Origin of the sequence: Paenibacillus sp. 2TAB26 (assembly GCF_052115145.1) — a bacterium.
Taxonomy (GTDB): domain Bacteria; phylum Bacillota; class Bacilli; order Paenibacillales; family Paenibacillaceae; genus Pristimantibacillus.
In genome coordinates this window covers 1-25,793 of the sequence record NZ_JBFRGC010000008.1, presented here as the reverse complement: position 1 = coordinate 25,793, position 25,793 = coordinate 1, and the positions used below count along the sequence as shown (strand labels likewise).

General features: G+C 47.1%; 15 protein-coding genes. 10 read left to right on the top strand and 5 right to left on the bottom strand.

Annotated elements, in window-relative coordinates:
- The first annotated feature begins 113 nt into the window (after window positions 1-113).
- On the top strand, window positions 114-1,985 hold the full coding sequence (locus AB4Z50_RS10215; RefSeq protein WP_441878521.1) for a beta-L-arabinofuranosidase domain-containing protein: 1,872 nt from the start codon (window positions 114-116) through the stop codon (window positions 1,983-1,985).
- Window positions 1,986-2,005: 20 nt separating this feature from the next.
- Here AB4Z50_RS10215 and AB4Z50_RS10210 read toward each other — a convergent pair whose 3' ends face one another.
- The 4 genes from AB4Z50_RS10210 to trxB all read right to left on the bottom strand — a co-directional run bounded on the left by AB4Z50_RS10210 (window position 2,006) and on the right by trxB (window position 9,347).
- Window positions 2,006-3,283: an MFS transporter gene (locus AB4Z50_RS10210; RefSeq protein WP_441878519.1), complete on the bottom strand. Its 1,278-nt coding sequence runs from the start codon at window positions 3,281-3,283 to the stop codon at window positions 2,006-2,008.
- A gap of 122 nt (window positions 3,284-3,405) precedes the next feature.
- Window positions 3,406-4,305, bottom strand: coding sequence for a LacI family DNA-binding transcriptional regulator (locus AB4Z50_RS10205; RefSeq protein WP_441878865.1), 900 nt, complete (start codon window positions 4,303-4,305; stop codon window positions 3,406-3,408).
- 1,905 nt (window positions 4,306-6,210) lie between these two features.
- Window positions 6,211-8,169 (bottom strand): glycoside hydrolase family 13 protein, encoded by a 1,959-nt coding sequence (locus tag AB4Z50_RS10200; RefSeq protein ID WP_441878517.1) that lies wholly within the window; start codon window positions 8,167-8,169, stop codon window positions 6,211-6,213.
- A gap of 236 nt (window positions 8,170-8,405) precedes the next feature.
- Window positions 8,406-9,347: a thioredoxin-disulfide reductase gene (gene trxB, locus AB4Z50_RS10195; RefSeq protein ID WP_441878863.1), complete on the bottom strand. Its 942-nt coding sequence runs from the start codon at window positions 9,345-9,347 to the stop codon at window positions 8,406-8,408.
- Between the two features lie 155 nt (window positions 9,348-9,502).
- On the opposite strand from trxB, the gene AB4Z50_RS10190 reads away from it, so the two are divergent.
- The 9 genes from AB4Z50_RS10190 to AB4Z50_RS10150 all read left to right on the top strand — a co-directional run bounded on the left by AB4Z50_RS10190 (window position 9,503) and on the right by AB4Z50_RS10150 (window position 25,190).
- Entirely contained in the window at window positions 9,503-10,177 is a 675-nt protein-coding gene (locus AB4Z50_RS10190; protein ID WP_441878515.1) for a response regulator transcription factor, read from the top strand.
- Window positions 10,174-11,565 (top strand): HAMP domain-containing sensor histidine kinase, encoded by a 1,392-nt coding sequence (locus tag AB4Z50_RS10185; protein ID WP_441878513.1) that lies wholly within the window; start codon window positions 10,174-10,176, stop codon window positions 11,563-11,565. The genes AB4Z50_RS10190 and AB4Z50_RS10185 overlap by 4 nt, the downstream gene beginning before the upstream one ends.
- A 124-nt stretch (window positions 11,566-11,689) precedes the next feature.
- The gene (gene galU, locus AB4Z50_RS10180; protein WP_441878511.1) at window positions 11,690-12,568 is read left to right on the top strand and encodes a UTP--glucose-1-phosphate uridylyltransferase GalU; all 879 of its coding nucleotides are present in this window, start codon (window positions 11,690-11,692) and stop codon (window positions 12,566-12,568) included.
- Between the two features lie 142 nt (window positions 12,569-12,710).
- Entirely contained in the window at window positions 12,711-13,823 is a 1,113-nt protein-coding gene (locus tag AB4Z50_RS10175) for a GntR family transcriptional regulator (protein WP_441878509.1), read from the top strand.
- Between the two features lie 163 nt (window positions 13,824-13,986).
- The gene (gene araD, locus AB4Z50_RS10170; protein ID WP_441878507.1) at window positions 13,987-14,682 is read left to right on the top strand and encodes an L-ribulose-5-phosphate 4-epimerase; all 696 of its coding nucleotides are present in this window, start codon (window positions 13,987-13,989) and stop codon (window positions 14,680-14,682) included.
- A gap of 14 nt (window positions 14,683-14,696) precedes the next feature.
- The gene (locus AB4Z50_RS10165) at window positions 14,697-16,367 is read left to right on the top strand and encodes a ribulokinase (protein WP_441878505.1); all 1,671 of its coding nucleotides are present in this window, start codon (window positions 14,697-14,699) and stop codon (window positions 16,365-16,367) included.
- A 282-nt stretch (window positions 16,368-16,649) separates the two neighbouring features.
- The gene (locus tag AB4Z50_RS10160; protein ID WP_441878503.1) at window positions 16,650-22,634 is read left to right on the top strand and encodes an S-layer homology domain-containing protein; all 5,985 of its coding nucleotides are present in this window, start codon (window positions 16,650-16,652) and stop codon (window positions 22,632-22,634) included.
- A gap of 171 nt (window positions 22,635-22,805) precedes the next feature.
- Window positions 22,806-24,059 carry an FxLYD domain-containing protein gene (locus AB4Z50_RS10155; RefSeq protein WP_441878501.1) on the top strand — a complete coding sequence of 418 codons (1,254 nt, stop codon included), beginning with the start codon at window positions 22,806-22,808 and terminating at the stop codon, window positions 24,057-24,059.
- Between the two features lie 12 nt (window positions 24,060-24,071).
- Window positions 24,072-25,190 (top strand): S1C family serine protease, encoded by a 1,119-nt coding sequence (locus tag AB4Z50_RS10150; RefSeq protein ID WP_076268858.1) that lies wholly within the window; start codon window positions 24,072-24,074, stop codon window positions 25,188-25,190.
- Between the two features lie 117 nt (window positions 25,191-25,307).
- Here the strand turns inward: AB4Z50_RS10150 and AB4Z50_RS10145 are convergent.
- A partial coding sequence (locus tag AB4Z50_RS10145; RefSeq protein WP_441878499.1) for a hypothetical protein occupies window positions 25,308-25,793 on the bottom strand: 486 nt, incomplete at its 5' end.

The window sequence follows — 25,793 nt, the reverse complement described above, 5'->3', positions numbered from 1 at the left end:
CAAATTAGTATTCCTTTGGGGCAAATCATTTATTCTTTAAGGAAACGGGTTAAGGATCACTAGCATGGCTAGATGTAATTCAACTACATAAGCAGCATAGAGGAGATGACAAATTGAGCGCTATATTTTTGAACCGTGCACCGCTTGCTTCGACCCCTTTTCAAGAGCTGCCGCTTGGTGCGATTAAGCCAGACGGCTGGCTTAGAGACCAGCTGGAGATTCAAAGCGAGGGAATGACAGGGCATCTAGATGAATTTTGGAGTTATGTCGGGCCAAATAGCGGTTGGCTCGGAGGAGACGGAGACAGCTGGGAGAGAGGACCCTACTACTTGGATGGTCTACTTCCGCTTGCTTATCTCCTTGATGAGGACAAGCTTAAGGCCAAAGTAAAGCCGTGGATCGAATGGACGCTTGTAAGCGCACGCGAGGATGGACAATTCGGGCCTGCCGCAAATGAAGATTGGTGGAGCCGAATGATTATGCTCAAGGTGCTGATTCAGCACGCTGAGCATACTGGTGATGAACGGGTAGAACCATTCTTGATGAACTATTTCAAATATCAGCTTGCGGAGCTGCCGAATCGTCCGCTGCAGAAATGGGCAAAGGCAAGAGGCGGCGAAAATCTCATCAGCATTTATTGGTTGTACAATCGCACCGGCGAGCCTTTCTTGCTTGAGCTCTCGCAATTGATTCAGGAGCAAACGCTGGACTGGACAGGCTTATATGAAGACTATCCTTATTGGTACTTGCAGAAGGCATTTGATCACCGGGTTCATGTTGTTAACGTAGCGATGTCATTCAAGCAGCCGGCTCTCCGCTACATGCAGTCAAAAGATAATCGGCATATCGAAGCTGCATACAAAGGGATTTCAAGCGTGATGACTTACCATGGCCAAGTTAACGGCATGTTTTCTGGTGACGAGTGGCTTGCAGGAACTCATCCTAGCCAAGGCACGGAGCTGTGCTCTGTGGTGGAATATATGCATTCCTTAGAGCATCTGATTCGGATTACAGGCGATGGCTCCTTCGGTGATATTTTGGAGAAGGTTGCTTATAATGCACTGCCTGCCGCAATCAGCCCGGATTGGACGGTTCATCAATATGACCAGCAGGCTAACCAGATTATGTGTACGCATGCCAAACGCAATTGGACGGAAAACAACAATGAAGCCAATCTATTTGGCATTGAGCCGCATTTTGGCTGCTGCACTGCTAACATGCATCAAGGATGGCCGAAATACACGGCAAGATTGTGGATGGCAACGGAGGATGGCGGTTTGGCTGCAATCGCGTATGCTCCCTGTACGATCACAGCTGCCATCGACGCAAGCACCGATGTTTCCATACGTGTAGCAACGGAATATCCATTTAGAGAAACGATAACGATGACAGTGCATGTAAATCAGCCAGCTGAATTCCCGATTAAATTACGAATACCGGAATGGTGCAGCGCGCCGGTTCTGTTGATCAACGGACAACAGCAGCCTGCTATGATCATCGAAAAAGGTTTTGCTGTGCTACGGCAGGTTTGGAACGATGGCGATGAGCTGACTCTTCGGCTTCCAATGGAGGTACGCACGATCAGCAGAGCTAACGGTGCAGCCGGCTTGCAGCGCGGAGCGCTTATGTTCGTTATCCCAATCAAGGAGCGCTGGCAGAAGCATCGCACATACGAGCCTTATCATGACTGGGAGATTTACCCGGAGTCACCATGGAATTATGGAGTGAGTCTGAAGGAACTTGAACAGGGAAAACCTATTGTGGAAGCCGCAGCAATGGTAAGGCAGCCATTCGCAGCTGAGAACGCACCGATACGTTTGCGAATGAACGGTCGCCGGATCCCGCAATGGACCATGGAGCTTAATTCGGCTGGCACTCTGCCAATAGGACCTGTTGCTAGCAAGGAACCCGAGGAAGAAATTACGCTTATCCCGTACGGCTGCGCGCGACTTCGGATCGCTGAGTTCCCAGTTGTTCAATCTTAAAATGTTGTCCGTCTATTTGTTTAGTTGAAGTGACGCATCTCCTTCATATACATGTAGGAGATGCAGCCAATAATGAGCATTGCTGCGCCGCTTATCGCTATGATGACGGCAGGCCCGTGTATATCAGATAGGGTTGAGAATACGGCTAAGCCGACAGGCGGCGCAACGCTTGTTAGAGCTCCGATGAGTCCAAATACTCTGCCTTGCATCGAAGGATCAATGGCTATCCGAAGTGCGATAAAGATGATCGTCGTACTGAAGGAGAAGAGGAAGCCAACCAGAAGGATAAGCGGCAATGCTGCAAATGCAGATGACATTAGTGATATGGCGATGAACATAGGACCCATGAGGATCATGCTTCCAATGATCCATTTTCCTCTGCCTTTTAACCGTGTATCGAGCTTAATAATCAGAATGGAGCCTACGACATAACCGAGCGGGATGCACGCCTCCATAAGTCCGAATACAAACGGTTTTGCATGCCATACATTGACGGCCATGACTTGAATGAGCATGAAGGTGGACAGAAAGAAGAACATAACTACCGGTAATAAAATAACTGCTGCTCTGGAAAATGGATCCGTCCATACGTATCGGAAGCCTGCTTTGAGATCCTCTTTAAAGGTGGTTTGCGCCTTCTCCGTATCTCGAACCGCTGCATAGGGGAACTTGCCCGTGAAGAGCAGCAGCGCTGCTGAGAGCAGAAAGGTTACTGCATCGATAGCAATTGCAAATGCCCCGCCAAATGCAGCAACGGCGATACCTCCAAGAGCAAAGCCAGATATTCGGATGATGTTATCCGATATATTGATTACCCCAACGGCCTTGGTTATTTGTTCTTTATCAATAATTTCGACGAGCGAAGCCTGGAAGGCGGGCGTTCGAATGACCCCTGCAAATGCGACGATGGCAGTCAAAATAACGATAAAAATAAACGGTATATTAGGCAGGTAAACAAGTACAGCGATAGCGCCGACGAGCACAAAACGGATAATATCTGTCACCCACATTAACGTGCGACGATCGGTGCGATCCGCAATCGTGCCTGCGAAGGAACCGAACAGCATGCTGATTACGAGATGGGTAATGAGTACAACGGACATGAGCTTGGCGCTTCCTGTCGTTTGCAGCACCCACAGATTAAGCGCGATGCTATGAAAGGTATTGCCTAGCAGCGATAAGCTGTAGCTGGAGAATACGGCAATGAAATTTCGGTTTTTCCACAGAGATGAAGTAGAACCTTCTTGCGGTTGAAGATTAGGAGCGCTGCCATTTGATTCTTTTGCTAATCCGAGCATAATATAACCTCCTATAAGAATGATTGACTTGGTTAATAATTAACTGCAGATATTAAGGATATAGAGGACAACTTAATCGTTTAAGTTATTTATAGAAAAAGCAGAGATTACTCTGCGTTTGCTTATTTTTCAGCTTTTACTAGAACATATTTATTGGCAGGGCCAGACTTCGGATCATTCAGCAGCTGCATCATAAGCTGGAACGCTTCTTCTGGCTTGCGATCGCCAAACGATATCTTGGAAGCGGGAGCAGGGGCGATTTCCGGACAGCCTGCCGTGCAAATGACGGTTAAACTTGTTGGATCAACATATTTAGCTGCTGAGATGGCGACAAATTCGTTCAGAATGATGCCGGTCCGATCCGAATTGTGTTCTAGGAATGCCTTTAAGTCATGCTCTTCGTCCATAACGTGGATTTGATTGCGTCCTATTCCTGAATGAGTACAAAAATGGTTAACGAGGTCTGCATTGTTGAAGCTGTCGATTATCAAAAAGCTCTCCTTAGGCTGTATGAGCGATGCGAGTGCATGAGTGAAGGCATCGGCATAATCATAATTAACCTTATAAAATAAGGGATCTTCAATCATGCTGTCCACAACGATTAAAGGGACGCCAGTAGAGAAGTGGCTAGAAATCAGGTGGAAGTTTTCCTCCTTAACATCAACAACAAATACGCCGTCCAGCTTGCGTTCCGAGATAATATCGAGATTTGGGCTTGAGGCATCCAAGCTGAATAATACAACGTGGTAGCCGCGATCTGACAGCAGCCGCTCCAGCCGATTAATAAACTGAGAATAACGGAACTGCTTCCAGAAGCCTTCATTTTCCGCTCTGTTAATCAGAATGCCAATCAATCCAGACTTTTGCTTGACCAGCGATCTGGCAGCAAGGTTGGGTACATAATTCAATTGCTTGGCGGCATCGAGGACACGGCATTTTGTTTCTTCAGGTATCGTCTGATTGGAGACATTGTTGAGTACATAACTGACAGTAGCTACAGATACTTGAGCAGCCTTTGCAATGTCCTTAAGCGTAGCTTTTTTAATGGGGATACAACTCCTTCAACCTTAATACGATTGGAATCGTGAGAGCTTGCCAAAGCTTGATAATGACTGTTGGATTATTAAATCGGAAATGGCATGTTTAAAAGTAGTTACTTAATCGTTTAAGTAATTATTGCATGAATGTCAATTAAATGTCTAGACTCAATTTATTAAAGATTTCCTCAGACGTATCTCGGTGTAACGAGTAGTAGTAACAGCTGTAAGCATACATAGGTGCTTATTGAGCGAATTCGGCGTATGCGGCGGGTAGAAAAGAGGCTGTAAGCACGTATGTGTTCTTACAGCGAGAAACTAGCTAAGGTTACTGGTCTGTAAGCACACATAGGTGCTTATTGAGTAATTTCGGCGCATGCGGCGGGTAGAAAAGAGGCTGTAAGCACGTATGTGTTCTTACAGCCGAGAAGTAGCTATGGTTACTGATCTGTAAGCACAAATAGGTGCTTATTGAGCGAATTCGGCGTATGCGGAAGGTGGAAAAGAGGCTGTAAGCACGTATGTGTTCTTACAGCGAGAAACTAGCTAAGGTTACTGGTCTGCAAGCACGTATATGTGCTTATTGAGCGAATTCGGCGTATGCGGTGGGTAGAAAGGAGACTGTAAGCACGTATGTGTTCTTACAGCCGAGAAGTAGCTATGGTTACTGGTCTGTAAGCACACATAGGTGCTTATTGAGTAATTTCGGCGCAAGCGGCGGGTAGAAAGGATACTGTAAGCACCTATGTGTTCTTACAGCCGAGAAGTAGCTATGGTTACTGGTCTGTAAGCACGTATATGTGCTTATTGAGCGAAATCGGCGCATGTGGCGGGTAGAAAAGAGGCTGTAGGCACATATGTGTTCTTACAGCGAGAAACTAGCTATGGTTACTGGTCTGTAAGCACACATAGGTGCTTATTGAGTGAATTCGACGTATGCGGCGGGTTGAAAAGAGGCTGTAAGCACGTATGTGTTCTTACAGCCGAGAAGTAGCTATGGTTACTGGACTGTAAGCACAAATAGGTGCTTATTGAGCGAATTTGGCGTATGCGGTGGGTAGAAAACAAGCTGTAAGCACGTATGTGTTCTTACAGCGAGAAACTAGCTATGGTTACTGGTCTGTAAGCACACATAGGTGCTTATTGAGCGAATTCGGCGTATGCGGAAGGTTAAAAAAGAGGCTGTAAGCACGTATGTGTTCTTACAACGAGAAACTAGCTATGGTTACTGGTCTGTAAGCACACATAGGTGCTTATTGAGCAAAATCGGCGTATGCAGAAGGTAGAAAAGAGGCTGTAAGCACGTATGTGTTCTTACAGCCGAGAAGTAGAATGGTTACTGGTCTGTAAGCACACATAGGTGCTTATTGAGTTAATTCGGCGTATGCGGCGGGTAGGCAGGAGACTGTAAGCACGTATGTGTTCTTACAGCGAGAAACTAGCTAAGGTTACTGGTCTGTAAGCACACATAGGTGCTTATTGAGTGAATTCGGCGTATGCGGCGGGTAGGCAGGAGACTGTAAGCACGTATGTGTTCTTACAGCGAGAAACTAGCTAAGGTTACTGGTCTGTAAGCACGTATATGTGCTTATTGAGCGAAATCGGCGCATGCGGCGGGTAGAAAACAAGCTGTAAGCACGTATGTGTTCTTACAGCGAGAAACTAGCTATGGTTGCTGCTCAATAAGCACGTATAAGTGCTTATTGAGCGAATTCGGCGTATGCGGAAGGTAGAAAAGAGGCTGTAAGCACGTATGTGTTCTTACAGTGAGAAACTAGCTATGGTTACTGGTCTGTAAGCACAAATAGGTGTTTATTGTGTTACATGGACGTGTGAATCAACCCCCAAAAAAAGGGCAGTCCGCGATTGGACTGCCCTAAGGAAACAAGGTTAGTGGTTGCTTGCTGTTTGCTCCAAAATCACATAGCCGTAAGCAGGCAATGTGAATTGAAGTTTACCGTCGTTGCTGCTTGCAACGGAAGAGCTTACTGCATATTTGCTAGTGTTTGATAACAATACAGACCATGTCGATGCGCCGTTATCTGTGATGACAGCTGTTGCAACCGATCTAGCATCGGCCTTAGCATTTTCGATCGAGGCAGCCACTGGGGATGCAGAAGCCTCGCTTACAGCAGTTGCAGCAGCAGCTGCTGGTTTCGCAAAGCCTCTAAAAGCAACAGCATGAGGAGCAGCGTTGCAATCAGTCGGCTGAGCTTCAATTACGAAGCTCAGATCAGCCGCTTCGCCGCGAGCATTCATCGCGATAAGAAGCCGTTGGCTGCCTTCACGACGCTCATAGACCAAGGTGCCATCTGCTGCGCCAACGTGCACGAAGCGAATATCAGCGCTGCGAAGCGCGTTGTACTTGTGGCGCAGTCCGATTGCGTCGGTATAGAACGTGAGCAATTCACGGTTTTGCTCCTCTGAGTCCCACACCATACATTTGCGGCAGCCTGGATCGCCAGCGCCATTGATGCCTACCTCATCGCCATAATAAATACATGGGGTTCCAGGGAAGGTCAGCTGGAAGAGCGAAGAAAGCTTCATCGCATCCGTATTATCCTCGCAGATCGTAAGCAGACGAGGCGTATCATGGCTATCGAGCAGGTTGAAAGCCGATTCTGTTACTTGCTGCGGATATGCTGCAAGCTGCGCTCCAATCGCATTAGCGAAGTCAGAGGCATCAATCGTTTGATAAGCAAAGAAATCAAGAACTGCATTCGTGAAAGGGTAGTTCATAACCGCATCGAATTGATCACCCTGCAGCCACATCATCGAATCATGCCAAATCTCGCCCAAAATATAAGCGTCTTTATTCACTGCTTTTACCGTCTGACGGAACTCGCGCCAAAACTGATGATCAACCTCATTGGCAACATCCAGTCTCCAGCCGTCGATTCCAATCTCCTCGATCCAGTAGCGAGCTACCTCGAACAAATATTGCTTCACCTCAGGATGCTCGGTGTTCAGCTTCGGCATAAGCGGCTCAAATGCGAAGGTCTCGTACGTCGGAACGCCGTCCACCACTTGCAGCGGCCATTCCCGAACATAGAACCAATCCGCATATTTTGACTGCTGTCCGTTCTTCTGAGCATCGACAAATGGAGGGAAGGTTTTGCCTGAGTGATTGAATACCGCATCAAGCAAGACACGAATGCCGCGGGCGTGACAAGCATCAACCAATTCCTTCAACTTCTCATTTGTGCCAAAATGCGGATCAACCTTCATGTAGTCTTGTGTATCATACTTGTGATTGGTCGTTGCTTCGAACAGCGGAGTGAAATATACCGCATTAATGCCAAGTGCTGAAATATGATCCAAGTGATCAATTACACCCTGGAGGTCACCGCCAAAAAAGTTTTTTGGCGTAGGCTCGCCGCCCCAAGGCAGCACATTTTCAGGATTGATCGAAGGATCGCCATTCGCGAAGCGTTCAGGGAATATTTGATAAAAGACAGCGTCCTTCACCCAAGCTGGCGGCTCAAATACATCGATTGGATTAATATATGGGAAATCAAAAAAAGAATTTGAATTGTCAGGAAGTGTAAGTTCGATACCTTTATCCGAGAAAATAACCGTCTCATCTCCGCTTATTAAACGGAACGCATAACGCAGCCTCCGAAAAGGAGGAATAACGGAAGTTTCCCAATAATCGAATCGTGCATCCGAAGTGAAAATATACATAGGGACCGTTGTAATCGTTTGATCCCACGCGTACTTGTCGCCGACGATTGCTTCAACTACAGCAACATCGTCTTTTTTGGTACGCAAGCGGAGGTGCAGCGTTTTTCCGTCGTAGGCGTAAGCCCAGTTTTGCTTCGGTCTGTGATAAACAGCTTCTAATAACATGATTATCGCTCCTTCATGGATGATGTGAGAAAAGATATGGAAACACGAAAAAAGGCACAACCTCTCTGCTCATAATAAGCCGAGGTTGTACCTTCTCCCATAACACGTTCAGGCGCCGCTCACGCGAAGCATATTGCGAACAAATGGTTGCGGTAGCATTGCCTTTCTATTGTAAATCTCAACACTTTTATTATACATAATTTGCACGTATTGTACTAGTCTAGTTTTGAAAAAAATTATGCATTAACCGCTTCATGCGCTAGTGATTCCAAGTAGCGTTCGCAATCCAGAGCAGCCATACAGCCGCTTCCAGCAGCGGTAATCGCTTGGCGGTAATTACGGTCTTGAACATCGCCACAAGCGTATACGCCTGGGATGTTCGTCTCGGAAGTGCCCGGCTTCACAATAATGTAGCCTTGCTCATCAGTGTCGATTTGACCGCCAAGGAAGACAGTATTAGGCGTGTGGCCGATCGTAATAAATACGCCGTCTGTTTCAAGCAATTCTTCCTCGCCCGTTTCATTATTGCGCACCTTCAACCCTTGCAAGCCCATGCCTGTTGCAGCAACTTCAAGCGGTGTACGGTTTAGGCTCCATACGATTTTGTCATTCGCACGAGCGCGATCCTGCATAATTTTTGATGCGCGCAGCTCATTGCGACGGTTAACTACTCTTACTTCGGAAGCGAAGCGAGTAAGGAACACGGCTTCTTCCATTGCGGAGTCGCCGCCGCCTACTACAATAATTTTTTTGCCGCGGAAGAAGAAGCCATCACAAGTTGCACATGTGCTTACGCCGCGACCGATATTTTCTTGCTCACCCGGAATGCCGAGGTATTTGGCTGAAGCGCCTGTAGAGATAATGATGGATTCGGCTTGCAGCTCGCCAATGCCTTCCACATCAAGCGTGTAGGGACGTTTGCTGAAGTCGACGCTTTTTACAGAGCCTGTTTTGAATTTTGCACCAAAACGCTGTGCTTGCTTACGCATGTTGGACATTAGCTCGCTGCCCAAAATACCATCAGGGAAACCTGGGAAGTTTTCTACTTCTGTTGTTGTTGTAAGCTGGCCGCCTGGCTGCCACCCTTCAATAACGAGCGGCTCCATGTTCGCACGAGCCAAATAAATGGCAGCCGTCAATCCGGCAGGTCCTGTACCAATAATAATTGTTTTATGCATCATCTATATCCTCCATTCAAAATTCCGTTGAATAATAAATCCTACTTTAAAATTATTATAATGTAGCTTTAAAGTCAATATCGTTCATGTAACGTTCATGTTGGTCATGTATGCTGAAATCATAACGACATAAGTCTAATTGGAGGAAGAATAAAATGCCCAAAATCGTAGTTGCAGACGACGATCCAAACATTCGCGAGCTGGTAGCTCTTTTCCTAAAAAGAGAAGGCTGTCAGGTCATTGAAGCTATAGATGGTATAGACGCATTAGAGAAGCTGGACTTGGTACGACCAGATCTTGCGATCATTGATGTAATGATGCCCCGCATGGACGGGTGGGCGCTTTGCGCGGAACTGCGAGCGAGCTATGATATTCCGCTGCTCATGCTGACTGCAAAGGGAGAAACCTCGCAGAAGGTGAAGGGGTTTGAGCTTGGTGCGGATGATTATATGGTCAAACCATTTGATCCGCCGGAGCTTATAGCCCGGGTTAAGGCGCTGCTCAAAAGATACCGGATTACCGCTTCGCAGACGGTGGAGTTCGGCGATGTCCTCATGAATCGAACGGACTTTCATATGTCAGCTGGTGGCGAGAAGGTAACATTGCCGCCTAAGGAGTTTGAGCTGCTGTTCAAGCTGGCAAGCTATCCAGGCAAAACCTTTGCCCGTGATCATCTAATAGAACAAATATGGGGGATGGACTATGAGGGGGACGAGCGAACCGTTGATGTCCATATCAAAAGACTGCGGGACCGTTTTCCCGAGGAGCAATATCGTTTCCGTATCGTAACGATTCGCGGACTAGGGTATCGATTGGAGGTATGGTCATGATTCGCGGCCTTTACTTTCGAATTACGGCTACATTCCTTGTTATCGTTCTGATTAGCATCGGGGTCGCTTTTTTATTCACGAACCAAATGTTCAAGAGGGATGCAAGGGGGCAGCTGCCCAATCAGCTGGAGAAGTCGATTGCTCGCATAGAACAGCTTTATGCGGTCTCGAAGCCGGCAGATTTGCAAGCATTTTTGGAAGAGATCTCAAGCTTGCAAGGGCAGTCAATTGTCGCTATTAGCAGCTCCAACTATTTAGTAAGGGCCGGCGAGCGAAGCGAGCTGATTATGGAGCGACTTACATTCGAGCAGCTAAGAAAGGTATTTGGCGGCAGCTCTGTCAGATTGGATGTATACACTAGCGAGGAGGTTAGCCCGCCTTCGCCGCCTGCTTTAGGGAAACTTGTGTCATTCGGCAATGAAAGATGGGCATTGTTCGTTCAGCCAAATCGTTTTCCGCAAAATAGCAACTTCTTATGGACGGCTGTCACGCTGCTTGTTACGCTGCTGCTCGTCGGAAGCGTACTTATTCTAATCGTAGCCCGTTATTTAGTGAGGCCTCTAAAAATGATGACGAACGCTGCGACGCGAATGTCACAGGGGGATTTCAGTGTACGGCTGCCCGCAAGACGCGGCGATGAGCTCGGTGAGCTTGCGCAGGGCATGAACAAAATGGCGCTCAGCTTATCACAGCTTGAAATGATGCGTCAGGATTTTGTATCAAATGTCTCGCACGAAATGCAGTCTCCCCTTACGTCGATTGGCGGCTTCGCAGAAGCACTGCGCAGCGAGGAGGTTACTGGAGCTGAGCGGGAGCGTTATATTAGCATCATTAAGCAAGAGAGCATGCGGCTTTCTCGGTTAAGTGAAAATTTACTTAATTTAGCATCGCTTGATTCCCAGCAGCATCCTTTTCACCCGCAGCCCTATCGACTGGATCGCCAGCTTCGAGATGTGGTGCTTGCCTGCGAGCCGCAGTGGATGGCCAAGAGGCAAACGGTCGAGCTGCTAATGGAGGAAACGGTGATTACTGCTGATCGTGATCAGCTTAATCAGGTATGGATGAATTTGCTTGCCAACAGCATGAAATTTACACCAGAGGATGGCAAAATCTTTTTGTCTTTGTCCGAACAGAATGGATCCATCGTGGTCCGAATTACCGATACCGGGATAGGCGTTCATGAGGAGGATCGCGAGCGAATATTTGAGCGTTTTTATAAGGGTGATCTATCGAGGGATAGAAGCCAAGGCGGGAGCGGGCTTGGGCTTTCGATCGCACAAACCATCATTCATATTCACGGCGGAACCATCGCGCTTGATCCAAGTGCGGACCAGCTTACTGGAGCAAGCTTTATGATTAAGCTCCCGTTTGCACGAACAGCTGCTTAGTTATGGGACGAAGCTGGAAAGAAGCGACAGTGGAAGCTTTTGAAGACATGGAAAAACGAGGGTGAAACCGTTATGATAAAAGGAGCGATTGCATAGAAAGCAAAGAGCTGGGGGAGATGTTAAGGTGGAGAAGCGGATTCGGAAAGCGATCATTCCTGCTGGGGGATTAGGGACAAGGTTTTTGCCGGCTACGAAAGCGCAGCCGAAAGAAATGCTGCCTATTATCGATAAGCCTGCTATTCAATATATCGTAGAAGAGGCTGTAAATTCAGGCATCGAGAGTATCGTAATCGTCAGCGGACGCAACAAACGAGCGATCGAGGACCATTTTGACAAATCTGCCGAGCTCGAAATGGAGCTGGAAGCGCGTCATAACGAAGAAATGCTGGAGATGGTGCGGAAAATATCACAGCTGGCAGATATTTATTATGTTCGTCAGAAGGAGCCGCTAGGCCTTGGTCATGCAGTGCTTTGTGCACGCCGCTTCATAGCGGACGAGCCGTTCGCGGTATTGCTCGGCGACGATATTTTGAAAGCTGATCCGCCTTGCTTGCGGCAAATGATGGATGTGTACGAGAGGGAACAGTCATCTGTTGTAGCTGTGATGGAGGTGCCATGGGATCAGACGCATAAATATGGTATTGTTGATATTGAGCGGGATAAGCAGGTAGCGCGAGTACGCAACATTATTGAAAAACCGGCGCAAGGACAAGCCCCGTCCAACTATGCGGTTGTTGGACGCTACGTCCTTGATCCTGTCATATTTGATCTGCTTGAGAAAGCGACGCCAGGCAAAGCTGAGGAAATTCAACTGACAGACAGCTTACAGCAATTAAACCATATCTCTTCTTTAATGGCTTATCGGTTCGATGGTATTAGACATGATGTAGGCGACAAGCTTGGTTTTGTACAAGCTACGATTGATTTTGCATTAGAGCGTGCGGATCTAGGCGATGAGGTCAGAAAGTACATGCTGGAGAGGCTGAAGGAAACGCAGTTCTAATCCATGAGAAATGAAGGCCGCCAATGAGCGGCTTTTTATTTTGTCTTTTGGCCGGTTCTATGGTTAGAGCTTGATATCATGTACGTACAAGTTTCGCGTATGATATACTACAGGAATACAACTAACGGAGTTGAGGTGTGAAGTGAAGGAACAGCAAACGCCCAAATATATGCAATTAAAGCAGGAAATTATATCCTGGATCGTCACAGCGCAGTTCAAGCCGCACGAGAAGCTGCCATCGGAGAATGAGATCGGCAAGCAATTCGAGATGAGCCGGCAAACGGTGCGCCAAGCACTCGGTGATTTGGAGCAGGAGGGCTGGCTCTACCGTGTACAAGGGAAAGGGACGTTCGTGTCGGACCAATCTGCGCCGGAGCGGAAAAACTCATCCCAAGGGATGACGATCGGGATGATTACGACCCATATATCAGATTATATATTTCCGACCATCGTCAGAGGCGTTGAATCGAGCTTGCGCGCTGTAGGGGCAAGACTTCTGCTGGCGAGCACGGATAATGAAAAGGATAAAGAAAAGGACAGCCTGGAGTCGATGCTGCGCGAGCCGCTGACCGGGCTCATTATTGAGCCGACGAAGAGCGCGGAGGGCAACCCAAACTTTAATTATTTTTTGGCGCTTGATGCGCTCAAAATCCCATACATTATGCTCAATGAGCGATACAGCGACGTGGATGCGCCATGCTTGCGCGTGGATGACGAGCTTGGCGGCTATCGTGCCGCAGAGCATTTAATTAAGCTCGGCCATACGCGAATCGCCGGATTTTTTAAGACGGATGACTTTCAAGGCGTTCACCGGATGCGCGGTTTTTTACGGGCTCATCGGGAGCAAGGGCACACGGTTCCGCCGGATTATTTGCTGCGCTATACGACGGAGGAGAAGCAGGACAAGCCAATGCAGGCCTTGTTTGCGATGCTGCAGCGTGAGCCGGATCAGCGGCCGACCGCTATTATTTGCTATAACGATGAGCTGGCTGTAAAAATGCTTGATATTGTAAGGCAGGCTGGCTTAACGGTGCCTGAGGATCTTTCGATTGTCGGTTTTGATGATGCGAATCTGGCTACGGCTACCGAAGTGAAGCTGACAACCGTTGCGCATCCAAAAACAGAAATGGGCACGGATGCGGTCGAATTGCTGCTTAGTATGCTGGATAAGCAGCACCAGCGGAGACAAACGCAGGATAAAATATATGATCCGCAGCTCGTTATACGTGATTCAACTAGACCGCCCCAAAGCTAAGCTGTTGCTGAACGGTTAATGCTTTTTAAATGGATGAATAAAAAAGACGTGACACACTTGTACGTACAACTTATAATAAAGCAAAGATATTCTATGGCGATGTCCGTATAAGTGAATGCGGATCAGCATAGAAATGTGAGCTTGAAGGGAGCGATAAGTGGTCATGTTAGAAGCATTGAAGCATGCGGTTTGGGAAGCGAATATGGATCTTCCGAAGTACGGATTAGTTACATTTACTTGGGGCAACGTCAGCGGTGTAGATAGGGAGTCTGGATATGCGGTTATTAAGCCGAGCGGCGTTCCTTACGAGGAGTTAAAAGCAGAGCAGATGGTTGTCGTAGATTTGGAAGGCAATGTGATTGAAGGAAATCTTCGACCTTCCTCGGACACGGCTACTCATGTGCTGCTATACAAATCGTTTCCTTCGATAGGCGGAATTGTACACACCCATTCGCCTTGGGCGACAAGCTGGGCACAGGCGGGGCGCTCCATTCCATCGCTTGGCACGACGCATGGCGACTATTTCTATGGCGAGGTGCCTTGCACACGCGCGATGACAGAAGCGGAAATCAACGGCGCATATGAGCTGGAAACGGGCAATGTCATCGTTGAAACCTTCAATAAAAACCATATCGATCCAAACCAAGTGCCTTCGGTGCTCGTAAACAGCCACGCTCCTTTTTGCTGGGGCAAAGACCCGCATAACGCCGTTCATAATGCGGTTGTGCTGGAGGAAGTGGCGAAGATGGCTCTTCATACGTATCAGCTTAACCCGAATGTTCAGCCGATGGATCAAGCTTTATTGGACCGACACTATTTACGCAAGCATGGAGCGAACGCCTACTACGGCCAAAAATAAGGAGGATTCGGATAATGAGCAAAAAATACGCAATTGGTGTAGACTACGGCACGCAATCGGGCCGAGCTGTTCTTGTGGATCTATCTAACGGTGCCGAGGTAGCGGAGCATGTCACGCCGTATACTCACCACGTTATTGATGAGAAGCTTCCGGTATCTGGCATTAAGCTTGAGCATGACTGGGCGCTTCAGCATCCGCTTGACTATATTGAAGTGTTGGAACTGTCGGTTCCTGCGGTGATGAAGGAATCAGGTATCCATGCTGCTGATGTCATCGGTTTAGGCATCGATTTTACAGCATGCACAATGCTTCCTATCGATGGAGAAGGGAATCCGCTATGTGTACAGGATGCCTACAAGGATAATCCGCATAGCTGGGTGAAGCTGTGGAAGCATCACGCTGCACAAGATGAGGCTAACCTTATCAACGAAATGGCAGCGCAGCGCGGTGAGAAGTGGGTGCCGCGTTATGGAGGCAAAATTTCATCAGAGTGGATGATGGCCAAAGCATGGCAGATTTTGAATGAAGCACCGGACATTTATGAAACAGCAGATAAATTTGTTGAAGCGACGGACTGGGTTATCGGCCAATTGACCGGCAATATCGTTCGCAACAGCTGTACGGCCGGCTACAAAGGCATGTGGCATAAGCAAGAGGGCTATCCAAGCAAGGATTTTTTCAAAGCGCTTGATCCTCGTTTAGAAAACCTGACAGAAACGAAGCTGCGCGGCGAAGTTGTACCGCTTGGCTCGAAGGCTGGAGAATTGCTGCCTGATATGGCTGCACGCATCGGACTTGCGCCAGGCACGGCGATCGCGGTTGGCAATGTGGATGCACATGCGGCGGTGCCAGGTGTTGGCGTCGTTACGCCAGGCAAGCTGGTTATGGCGATGGGCACATCGATTTGCCACATGCTGCTCGGAACGGAAGAGAAGGAAGTGGAAGGAATGTGCGGTGTCGTTGAGGACGGCATCATTCCGGGTTACTTTGGCTACGAAGCGGGACAATCAGCGGTTGGCGATATTTTTGAATGGTTTGTAGAGGAATCTGTTCCAGCCTACGTGCTTCAAGAGGCAGAGCAGGCTGGCGAAAATGTACATGTTTATTTGACTCGCAAAGCCAGCGAGCTGAATGTTGGCGAATCCGGCGTACTGGCGCTTGACTGGTGGAATGGAAACCGCTCGGTTCTTGTTGATACAGATTTGACAGGTACCATTGTAGGCCTCACCTTGCTAACGAAACCTTGGGAAATTTACCGCGCCCTTCTTGAAGCAACGGCATTTGGCACACGCAAAATCGTCGATGCGTTCCACAGCAACGGGGTTGAAGTAAATGAATTGTACGCATGCGGCGGATTGCCGCAGAAGAACGCGCTGCTTATGCAGATTTATGCAGATGTAACGAATCGCGAGATCAAGGTCGCAGCATCCAAGCAAACGCCTGCACTTGGTGCAGCGATGTTTGGAGCAGTAGCAGCTGGTGCCGCAAAGGGCGGTTTCGACAGCATTGTTGATGCGGCTCAGAAGATGGCTCGTGTACGCGAAGAAACGTTCAAGCCGATTCCGGAAAACGTTGCAGTTTACGAGAAGCTGTATGCGGAATATAACTTGCTGCACGACTACTACGGACGCGGCGCAAATGATGTAATGAAACGCCTTAAGGTTATAAAAGAAGAGCAAGCTTAGGTAGCTATTATTCAATCATATATATACCAAAAAAACGACTCCTGCATTTAATTATGCGAGGGAGTCGTTTTTTTTTTTAATTTCTAGCTTTTTCCACTATTCTTGTCGAAAATGTACAGAATTTGTACAGAAACGAATGTTATTATAGGTCGTCGGACTTATAAAAAAGAGACATAAGAAAGTAGACAACTTTTGAAAGCGATCTTAATAGTAAAGGAGAGTACGGGAATGATGGAAGATGGTAGGTCTATGGAACCGAGAGGTTCTAGGAACAGAGGTCGAATGAACAGCAGACTGTGGCGAAAACGGTTATTTACCGCATTTATGGCATTTGCGGTGCTGCTCGTTCAGCTTTTCCCTGTTCCATACGCAGCAAGTGCTGCAGCGCTTGATACAGGAGCGACTTATTTTACCGGTACGGATAACTGGGGCGGCGGAGCTGCGAACAGTGCAGCTGACGGCGATGTAGACAGCAGCACGGGGAACGGTACGCCTCTTTATCCAATCGAATTTAAAATTAAAGACATTAAAGCCAAACCTACAAAAAGCGCTTATATGCTTATACGGGCTCTTGATGTAGACGAATACGATGAATCAAACAAAAGCGGTACAGGCGAGTGGGACCGTGTATATTTCTCATCTAACCCTGCAGATATTGCATTAGGTGCACCTACAACCCCATGGCCAGCAAATTTTGGGTCTGCTACATACAAGAAGGAATTCCCTCAAGCATTTAACTTGGGCGCTTTATCCGGAAAAAATGATGTGTGGAATACGACCGTTCTGGAAATTAAACCTGATCAATGGAATAGTATCGTCGCCAATCAGGATTTATATGTTGGCATTTCCGTACATCATTATTTCATGAATACTTCTAATTTCAACAGCGGCTGGGTGACGACCATCGATTGGGGTCAGCTTGTCATTGACGGCGGCGTGAGAGAGACCGGAGAAATTACCGGAGCCGCTGTTGCTGTTACGAAAGACAAAGTAACGATAAATACAGGTTTCTTGCCTAAAAAAGACGGAAACTTTTATATGGAAGTCAACGTCATTGAGAAAACAAAAGTCGGCAATGAGATTAGGGAGAAAAATTTGGATTTGTCGCAGAAGTACTTTAGCGGCTCCAAGCAAGGAACCGAGCAGAAATGGGACAACATTGTACTTAATGCTCCTGGAGCAGATCCAAGCAAAGAATATACTGTAAATATTATATTGTTCGACAAGCAGCCAGATAAGAATGAACCTGGAACAGCTCAGCATATTTATTCGATGTCTACGTTTGACCCCGCGGTAAAAGATATTGCAAAAGCGGGACCTCAATACGAGCCAACGAATTTTACGCTAACTGACTTCAGCAGCAAATATTATCGTGTAACAGGTGAAGCGCAAGCAGCTAAGCTTGAAAAAGTGAAAATCGTTTCGCTTCCAAGCGGCGGCAATCTCCAGATTGCAGGAGTGGACGTTAAATTAGATGACGAAATTGCTAAGGCAGATGTCGCTAAATTGACCTTCGTTCCAGATGCAGCAGGTTTAACGGGCACGACTTCATTTAAGTGGAATGGCTACGATGGAAGCAAGTACGCGGCTATCGATGGGACGGTAACGATTACTGCAAATGCTGCTCCTGTTGTAACAGATATGAATAAGGCTATTAATCAAGGTGAAACACTGACATTTACAGCTTCAGATTTCACAAGCCAGTATACGGATGCAACTTTGCCGAAGGAAAACTTAAGCAAGGTGAAAATTGTTTCATTGCCGGCGCCAGCTGCCGGTAAACTGATGATCACAAACGGTGGTTCTGCTGTAGCTGTGGCCGTGGGCGATGAAATCAGTGCAGCTGATTTGGGCAAGCTGAGCTTTGTTCCTGCGAGCAATGCCAGCGGTACAGCTTCTTTTGAGTGGAATGGCTCAGACGGCGTTCAGTATGCGAAGGATAATAAGCAAGTGACCATTGCTATTAATACGGCGCCAATTGTTAGTAACATTTCTTTTGCAGCTATAGCTGGCAATACGGTTCAAATGAAAGCTACCGATTTCACTAATGCGAATGCATATAGCGATGCGGATGGCGATTTATTGACAAAAGTACGTATTAACCTTCCAGCCAACTTTTCCAATAGCGGAAAGCTGCGTTATACATCCGAAGGGGTGGACTTCGTAGTATCTTCTAATAGAGAAATTTCTTTAACGGAATTAAATACGCTGCGTTTCGTTCCAGCTGCAAATTTGGCGGAAGAAAGTATAGTTACCTTCACTTGGGATGGATTTGATGGCAAACAGTATTCTTTATCGCCAGCAAATGTGAGCATTACTTATACGAACGACCCTGTCGTGAGCAACATTGCGAAGGACGGTCTTCAATATGAGCCGACTGCTTTTACAGCTGACGAGTTTAGAAGCCAATATGCGAAAGCAAACGGTGCTGCTAATTACAATGGACTTCAGCTTGTGAAGATAGTTACTCTGCCAGCAGTGGGACAAGGCTCTTTGTTCCTAGGCAGCAAGGCAGTTGAAGCCGGTGATGAAATTGCGATCGGTGAAGTGGATACGTTATCTTTTGTTCCAGCTGATGCTGGGTTCACAGGTACGGCAGCATTTAATTGGAATGGTTATAATGGATCGAAATATGCGAAGCAGCCAGCTGCGGTAACTATTAAAGCGAATGCTGCTCCAACGGTAGAACAGATTAATAAGGAGATATTGAAAGGTGGCACGGTGCCTTTTGCAATTAAGGACTTTACGGATTCGTACAGCGATTCCAACAGTGAGAGCTTAAGCAGAGTAAAGCTCGTATCGCTCCCAGATCCTGCAAAAGGCAAGCTTGTTTTTCAAATAGGCAATGGCCCAGTTTATGACATTACGACTGCCGGCTTTGTCATTAAAGCAAGTGACTTAGATGGTTTAACCTTTGTGCCTGCTGCAGGCGTAACGGGTTCAGTAACATTCGACTGGAACGGCTCGGACGGCAAGCAATATGCGAAGGAAAACAAGAAGGTTACGATTACCATTAATACTCCGCCAGTCTTAGATGACATTATAAAAGCGGGACTTTCTGGTGAAATTATTGCTTTTAAAACAACGGATTTCACGGATTCGCCTCGTTACACAGATGCAGATGGCGATTTGCTGAAAGAAGTTGCGATTATTGTTCCAGCAAATTTCAATCAGAGCGGAACGCTTTGGTATACACCTTCTGTTGGTGAGTCAGTCTATTTGATGCCAGGCAGTACTGAAATCATTGCAAAAATCGATTTGGAAAGTCTTAAATTCCAGCCTTCAACCTCATTAGCAGAAGGAAGCACAGTTGAATTTGGTTGGAGGGGCAGCGATGGGAAACAATTTGCAGAAGCGACTGCTGCAATCACTATTGGCTACAACGGCAAGCCGGTTGCAGAACCAATCACTGTAAATGTTGCCGAAGGCACAACTGATATTATTATTGTTTTTAAAGGTTCAGATCGCGAGACAGTTACGAAGCTTGTTTACGGTTTAGAGAGCAATCCAGGCAAAGGTACGCTAGAGCCTGCCGATTATAATGTATCGGGTGATACATGGATCTATAAACCGGGTTCGGATTTTATATCTGGACAGGATAGCTTTACGTACACTGTAACGGATGGAGATAATCAAGTTGCAGCTCCTGCAACGGTAACGATTAATATTCATAGAGCGCTCGATGGATGGGCCGGAGACAAAGCGCAGGGCGAGGTAGATGTATTAAAAATCATTCCAGGCGAACAGCTTAAGCTGAGTGCTGTCAGTTCCTTGCTTGCTAAGAGCGTTACGGCGAATGTGAACGGTATTATCGTACCGCTTACGCTTGTCAATCAGGATACTTTCGTAGCAGACGGCTATAAGAAGTGGGAAAATACAACGTATTTACTTCCTGAATTAACAGCAGCAAGCAAATACGAAGTTACATTTAAGGCGCTAGACGTTGAAGGAGGCTTATTGCCTTCAGAGACAAAATTAGCGGATAACAGCTTTGAAGTGGTTAAGGCGGTACTGGCGTTAACCGCAAGTCCAGAGAAAATTTTGGGCGATGGCAAATCAACTACCGAGCTATCAGCATTGCTAACAAATGCAGATGGCACTCCAATTAAAGATGTAACGGTTATTTTTGAAGCTCCTGTTGGTAAAGGGACGTTTGTTGGTGGAAACACTGCGGTAACTGACGCGCAAGGAATAGCGAAGGTTACGTACAAATCACAGCAAATTACAGGCATCAACGAGCAGCAGATTCCGATTCAAGCGAATGTGTACAACAAAGAGCGTGGCTTGAAGGAGCAGGATGAGATCATCATTACCTTCTTGCCTGCGGCAGTTAAAGGGTTTATTACAAAGGGAGATACGAATTCGCCAATTGCTGGCGTAAGTGTTCGCGTAACGCTTGATCTAGATGGCGACGGCGTTATCACTCCAGGAACAGACTTTGATGAAACGGTTATTACCGATGCTAGCGGAGCTTATTATGTCGTGGTTCCGAAAGGCGATGTCGTTTATGAGCTGGAAGTGACGCAAACGGTTGACGTTGGCGGCGTTCCTACAACTGTAACCTATAAGCAATCGGCACAAGTGGGTGAAGTAACAGGAGCAGGCGAGGAAAACTTTGAATCCGAGAAAACGGTCACAGGTATCGTGCTGCTTAAGCAGCCAGATGGCAAGTCCTCGTTGTTTAACAGTGATCTGCTTGCTAAAACAAATATTTATTTGAAACAAGCGGATGGCAGCTACATTTCCGAAGGTGGAGCTCCGAAAGCATTTGCACTTAGCCCGCAAGGGGTATTTAATGCGAATGGGCTTGCTATTGGAGAATACGAGCTGGAAATTAGATATGAAGTTGAACCTGGCAAGGAAATTATTTTCAGCCATGCGGGGGTCAAAGTAACGGCTTCAGGGGAAATGAATATTTCTGAGGCGCTTGTCGATCCATATGGAACGATTACTAATTCGGTTACAAAAGCAGTTATTGAAGGTGCATCCGTTGTCCTTTATTACGCGGACACAGCAAGAAATAAAGGCAAAGGGATTACACCTAACACGGAGGTTGTTTTGCCGGCTCTCGTTGGTTTTGCACCAAATGACAATGCGAGTCCAGAACAGCTGACTGATGCACACGGTTTCTATGCCTATATGGTGTATCCAGAAACGGACTATTATCTTAGCGTAATGAAGAATGGGTTCTATAACTATAAAAGTCCAGTTCTCTCCGTTGAATGGGAGATTGTCAAACATGATCTAGAGCTGACGCCTATTGAGGCAAGTGCTCCATCTGCCAATCCTGCGCTTACTCTTTCAGTCGACAAGAACAAAGTAAAAGAAGGAACAACGTCGACTCTAACGGTGGATTACAAAAACAACTCCAGCAGTCCAATGGCAGCAGGAGAAATCAAGGTCAAGATTCCAGCGGGCGCAGTTGTTGTGGATGCAGCTGGCGGAATTGTAACGGACAACACCATTGTATGGAAAGTAACAAATGTGCAAGGCGGACAGAACGGCAGCTTCAAACTGGTCATCGAATGGCCGCTTATGAAAGCAGCAGATACGGCATTTGATATTTCGGGTGAATTTGTCGGGAATAATGCCACTGTCCAATCATCAGTAAAAGTAAATGTATTCTCAGATCGCTTCGGGGAGCTTACTCATACTCGTTATATTCTTGGATACCCGGATAAGGAATTCAAGGCAGAAGGCTCATTGACTCGTGCGGAGCTTGCAGCCATTGTTGCAAGACTATCTGGAAACGAGAAAGTGGAAGAGCCGCTTTCATTTAACGATATTCGCAAAGGTCACTGGGCGACGAACTACATCCAAAGCGTTACGGTAAACGGCTACTTCAGCGGATACGAAGACGGCTCTTTCCGTCCAGATGCGGCAGTTACAAGAGGAGAGCTTGCAGCGGTTATGGCAAGGTTCCTCAAGCTTGAAGTGAGCGCGCCTGCGACAGCCCACTTTAAGGATACTTCAGGCTACTGGGCAGCAGACACGATCGAAGCTTTGTTTAACGGCAAGTTTTTAACCGGTTATCCGGACGGAAGCTTTAAGCCGAAAAAAGAAATTACTCGTGTTGAAGCAGTTACGATGATCAATCGTATGCTTTATCGCGGACCGCTTCAGGGGCTGGCTCCATTGTTCCCTGATATGCCGCAAAGCCACTGGGGCTTTGGCGATGTACAGGAAGCAACGATCTCACACAAAGCTGAGCGCAATGAAGATGGCAGTGAAAAATGGATCGAAAACATCAATGATAGCGTGAAATAAAGAGCATTAATAGAAGCAGCCTATCTGTTCACAGTGTATTGTGACCATGATAGGCTGCTTTTTTTAAATATGGCTCCATTTCCCACTATAAAAAAATGGAGATCATTTACTTTTTGATATAGAATAGATAGATATGTTTAGAGAGAAACGTGGGCTGGGGGATGAACGGAAGTGTATTGCCATCATTGTGAAAAAAAACAGACGGATGATGCCATTTATTGCAGCCAGTGCGGCAGATTGCTTGCTGATGGAGAAGAAACTGCAGCGGCTCTAAGTACTGAGCGATCTATGCTGTTATCGGAGCGGGCTGCTTCTGTAGAGATAGACGCAACAAGCCAGCAGCCGGGCAAGCCTAAAAAAACGCGGAGACGTAGAGCTAAGAGCTCTATTTTGGCATGGCTGATGCCTATAATTTTAGCGCTTGTTACCGCTGGTTCCGTATTTAGTTACTATATATATCAATCCGAAATAAATGATAGAGTCATCAAGCTTCATGTTGAGGCGAAGGCGGAGGCGCTAGCAGGGAAATATGACAAAGCGCAGAAGCTGCTGCAGGAAGCCTCGGATGCGCGTCCAGGCTTTGGCGCTCTGCAGAAGGATGCGGAGATCGTTGCCCTTGTCGCAGAGCTGGCACAGTCAATTACAGCTGCGGGGAAGCAGCTGGAGGAGAGTAAGCTTGAAGAGGCAGAACAGACACTGGAGCGGATTAACGGTGAATTAAAGGGTCATAAAGAGCCAATCTATATAAAGATTAAGCATCAGCTTGACGACTATAACGTTAAACTTGGTGTCATGAGGCTGACGGAAGAACTGGCAGGTCTGAATACAGTGGATGAGCTTGAGTCAAGGCTTAACATTGCGAATCAATTAGACGGTGAAGAGGCGCTAGCTGTAAAAGAGCAAATTGTTGCCAAAATCGTCGATATAAGCTATAAGGATGCCGAAGCATTGCTTAAGAAAAAAAACTATTCGGATGCGTTGGCGCTGACGGACCGAGCGCTGCTTTTTGCCAAGGATAATGAGCGGATTATGTCACTGGCCAAAAAGATAACTGATGCACAGGCTGATTACGAGAAAAGGGAACAGCGAAGATTAGAGCAAGCGATGCAGCAGGCTGCAGCAGAGGATCTAAAAAATCAGACGGCAGCCGTCGAGGTAGTTAAAATTGAATCGACGCTCGATGAGTTCGGAGATTTAAATATTGTAGGCGAGCTGAAAAATGCGGCTACACGGCCTATTTATTCGATTAGCGTTCAATTTATCGTCTACGATGCTGACGGCAAAGAGGTTGGCAAGGGCAAGGCAGAGGCGACGCCGGATTATGTTGATCCAGGCCAGAAAATCACCTTTAATAGTACGGTATATGGGGTTTATGTAGAGAATACAACCGTCGTCGTTGATCACGCGACTTGGTATTTGGATTAAGGGGAAGATGTGATGAGAAAACGAGCTTGGATTAGCGTCATCGCTTCTACTCTCATTGTATGTGGAGGATTGGCTGCTGCGTTAGCCATTCATTCAGAGGTGCCAAACAGGCTGACGGGAAAGCCGTTGCTTGCGGTAGCTGATGAGACGAAGCAGAAGTCTCTTAAGGATATTATTTTTGAAACGCAGAAGCTGGTCGTCATGATTGAAAATGAAAACGGGGATCAAGGCTCAGGCTTCCTTTATAATAAGCAAGGGGATCTCATTACGAATGCGCATGTTGTCGCTGGCTCCCATACTGTGAAAATTAAAACGGCGGATGCGCGCGAGCTGGACGGAAAAGTCATTGGCATTAGCACGGAAACGGATATTGCGGTTGTTCGTGTGAAGGAACTGGCTGGAACGGAGCCGCTGCAGGTAGAGCGTAAAGAAAGAGCGGAAGTCGGGGACGAAGTGCTTGCTGTTGGCAGTCCGCTCGGATTTCAAAATACGGTTACTACCGGTATTGTCAGCGGACTAGGAAGAACGTTCAAAATTGATTCCTACTTGTATTCGGATCTCTATCAAATTTCTGCGCCAATTGCTCCTGGTAATAGCGGTGGACCGCTCGTTGACCAGAAAACGGGATCGGTGCTTGGCATAAACTCTGCCGGTTATGAACAAGGTTCAATTGGCTTTAGTATCCCCATTGCGAACGTAATCGATATCGCAGAAGGCTGGTCTACTAAACCGATGACTAAGCTGCCCGATCTGGAGCTTTCGGATAAGGAACTGAAGATGGAAGATGAAGCGAAGATTGAGGAATATGCTGATTATCTCGTTACTCATTTTTATGACAGTCTGAACAATGCCGATTATGTCTATGCTTATTCATTGCTAGGCGGCAATTGGAAGGAAGGGACGAGCTACGAGAAGTTCAGGGCAGGTTACTTGGGGACGCTGAATGTTGTCATCGAAAATATGCATGTGACGGAGAGCAGAGAAGACAAAGCTACCGTTATCGCTGTTATTTCAGTAGATGAGCGGGTCGAAGGCAAATATGTGTTAAGCAAATACCAAGTGACCTATGAGGTCGGCTACGAGAACGATCAATTAAAGCTGCTGAGCGGCAAAGGTAAGGCTATTAAGTAAAGAATGACGTTTAAAAAGCTAGAAAAAGTCGGTCAGGGGAGACCGCTTTTTCTAGCTTTTTTGTATAGCTGTGGGACGTTTTTAATGAGGAATATATCGATCGATCATCAGTTTAAATTAGTTTTCTATACTTGTATTTTCGATTTCATCCTCGCGCAAAACTGGGCTTAAAAAGAGTTCAAGTGCTACAGAGTCATTGCGCTGAAGCGGGAAGCTGAGCAGCGATGCTGGAATTACGCGTCCGTTCAGTATAAGTTGATAGCTGGTATTGCCGCCAATAGGGACTCCACTAACGGAATTAATTTGACCATTAAAGCTGAAGCTAACAACCCCCGTTTCCGCTAGAGCTTGATAGATGGTCAAACCCGGTCGGAAAGGAATGCGATACGCCTCGGTTATGTTAGGAAACGCTCTTCCACCGTTTATGAGAACCGTTACGGTCGCCTGCGGTCCCGCAGGCGGGAACAGCCATGGCCCACCGATCCAGAAGCCCCCCGGCCCAAAGCCGCCGGGTCCCCCTGGCCCAAAGCCGCCGGGTCCCCCTGGCCCAAAGCCGCCGGGTCCCCCTGGCCCAAAGCCGCCGGGTCCCCCTGGSCCAAAGCC

Bases quoted from the DNA above. Each gene is read 5' to 3' on its own strand.
- AB4Z50_RS10210 (WP_441878519.1), bottom strand. From the start codon at position 3,283: ATGCTCGGATTAGCAAAAGAATCAAATGGCAGCGCTCCTAATCTTCAA.
- AB4Z50_RS10200 (WP_441878517.1), bottom strand. From the start codon at position 8,169: ATGTTATTAGAAGCTGTTTATCACAGACCGAAGCAAAACTGGGCTTAC.
- trxB (WP_441878863.1), bottom strand. From the start codon at position 9,347: ATGCATAAAACAATTATTATTGGTACAGGACCTGCCGGATTGACGGCT.
- AB4Z50_RS10190 (WP_441878515.1), top strand. From the start codon at position 9,503: ATGCCCAAAATCGTAGTTGCAGACGACGATCCAAACATTCGCGAGCTG.
- AB4Z50_RS10185 (WP_441878513.1), top strand. From the start codon at position 10,174: ATGATTCGCGGCCTTTACTTTCGAATTACGGCTACATTCCTTGTTATC.
- araD (WP_441878507.1), top strand. From the start codon at position 13,987: ATGTTAGAAGCATTGAAGCATGCGGTTTGGGAAGCGAATATGGATCTT.
- AB4Z50_RS10165 (WP_441878505.1), top strand. From the start codon at position 14,697: ATGAGCAAAAAATACGCAATTGGTGTAGACTACGGCACGCAATCGGGC.
- AB4Z50_RS10160 (WP_441878503.1), top strand. From the start codon at position 16,650: ATGAACAGCAGACTGTGGCGAAAACGGTTATTTACCGCATTTATGGCA.
- AB4Z50_RS10150 (WP_076268858.1), top strand. From the start codon at position 24,072: ATGAGAAAACGAGCTTGGATTAGCGTCATCGCTTCTACTCTCATTGTA.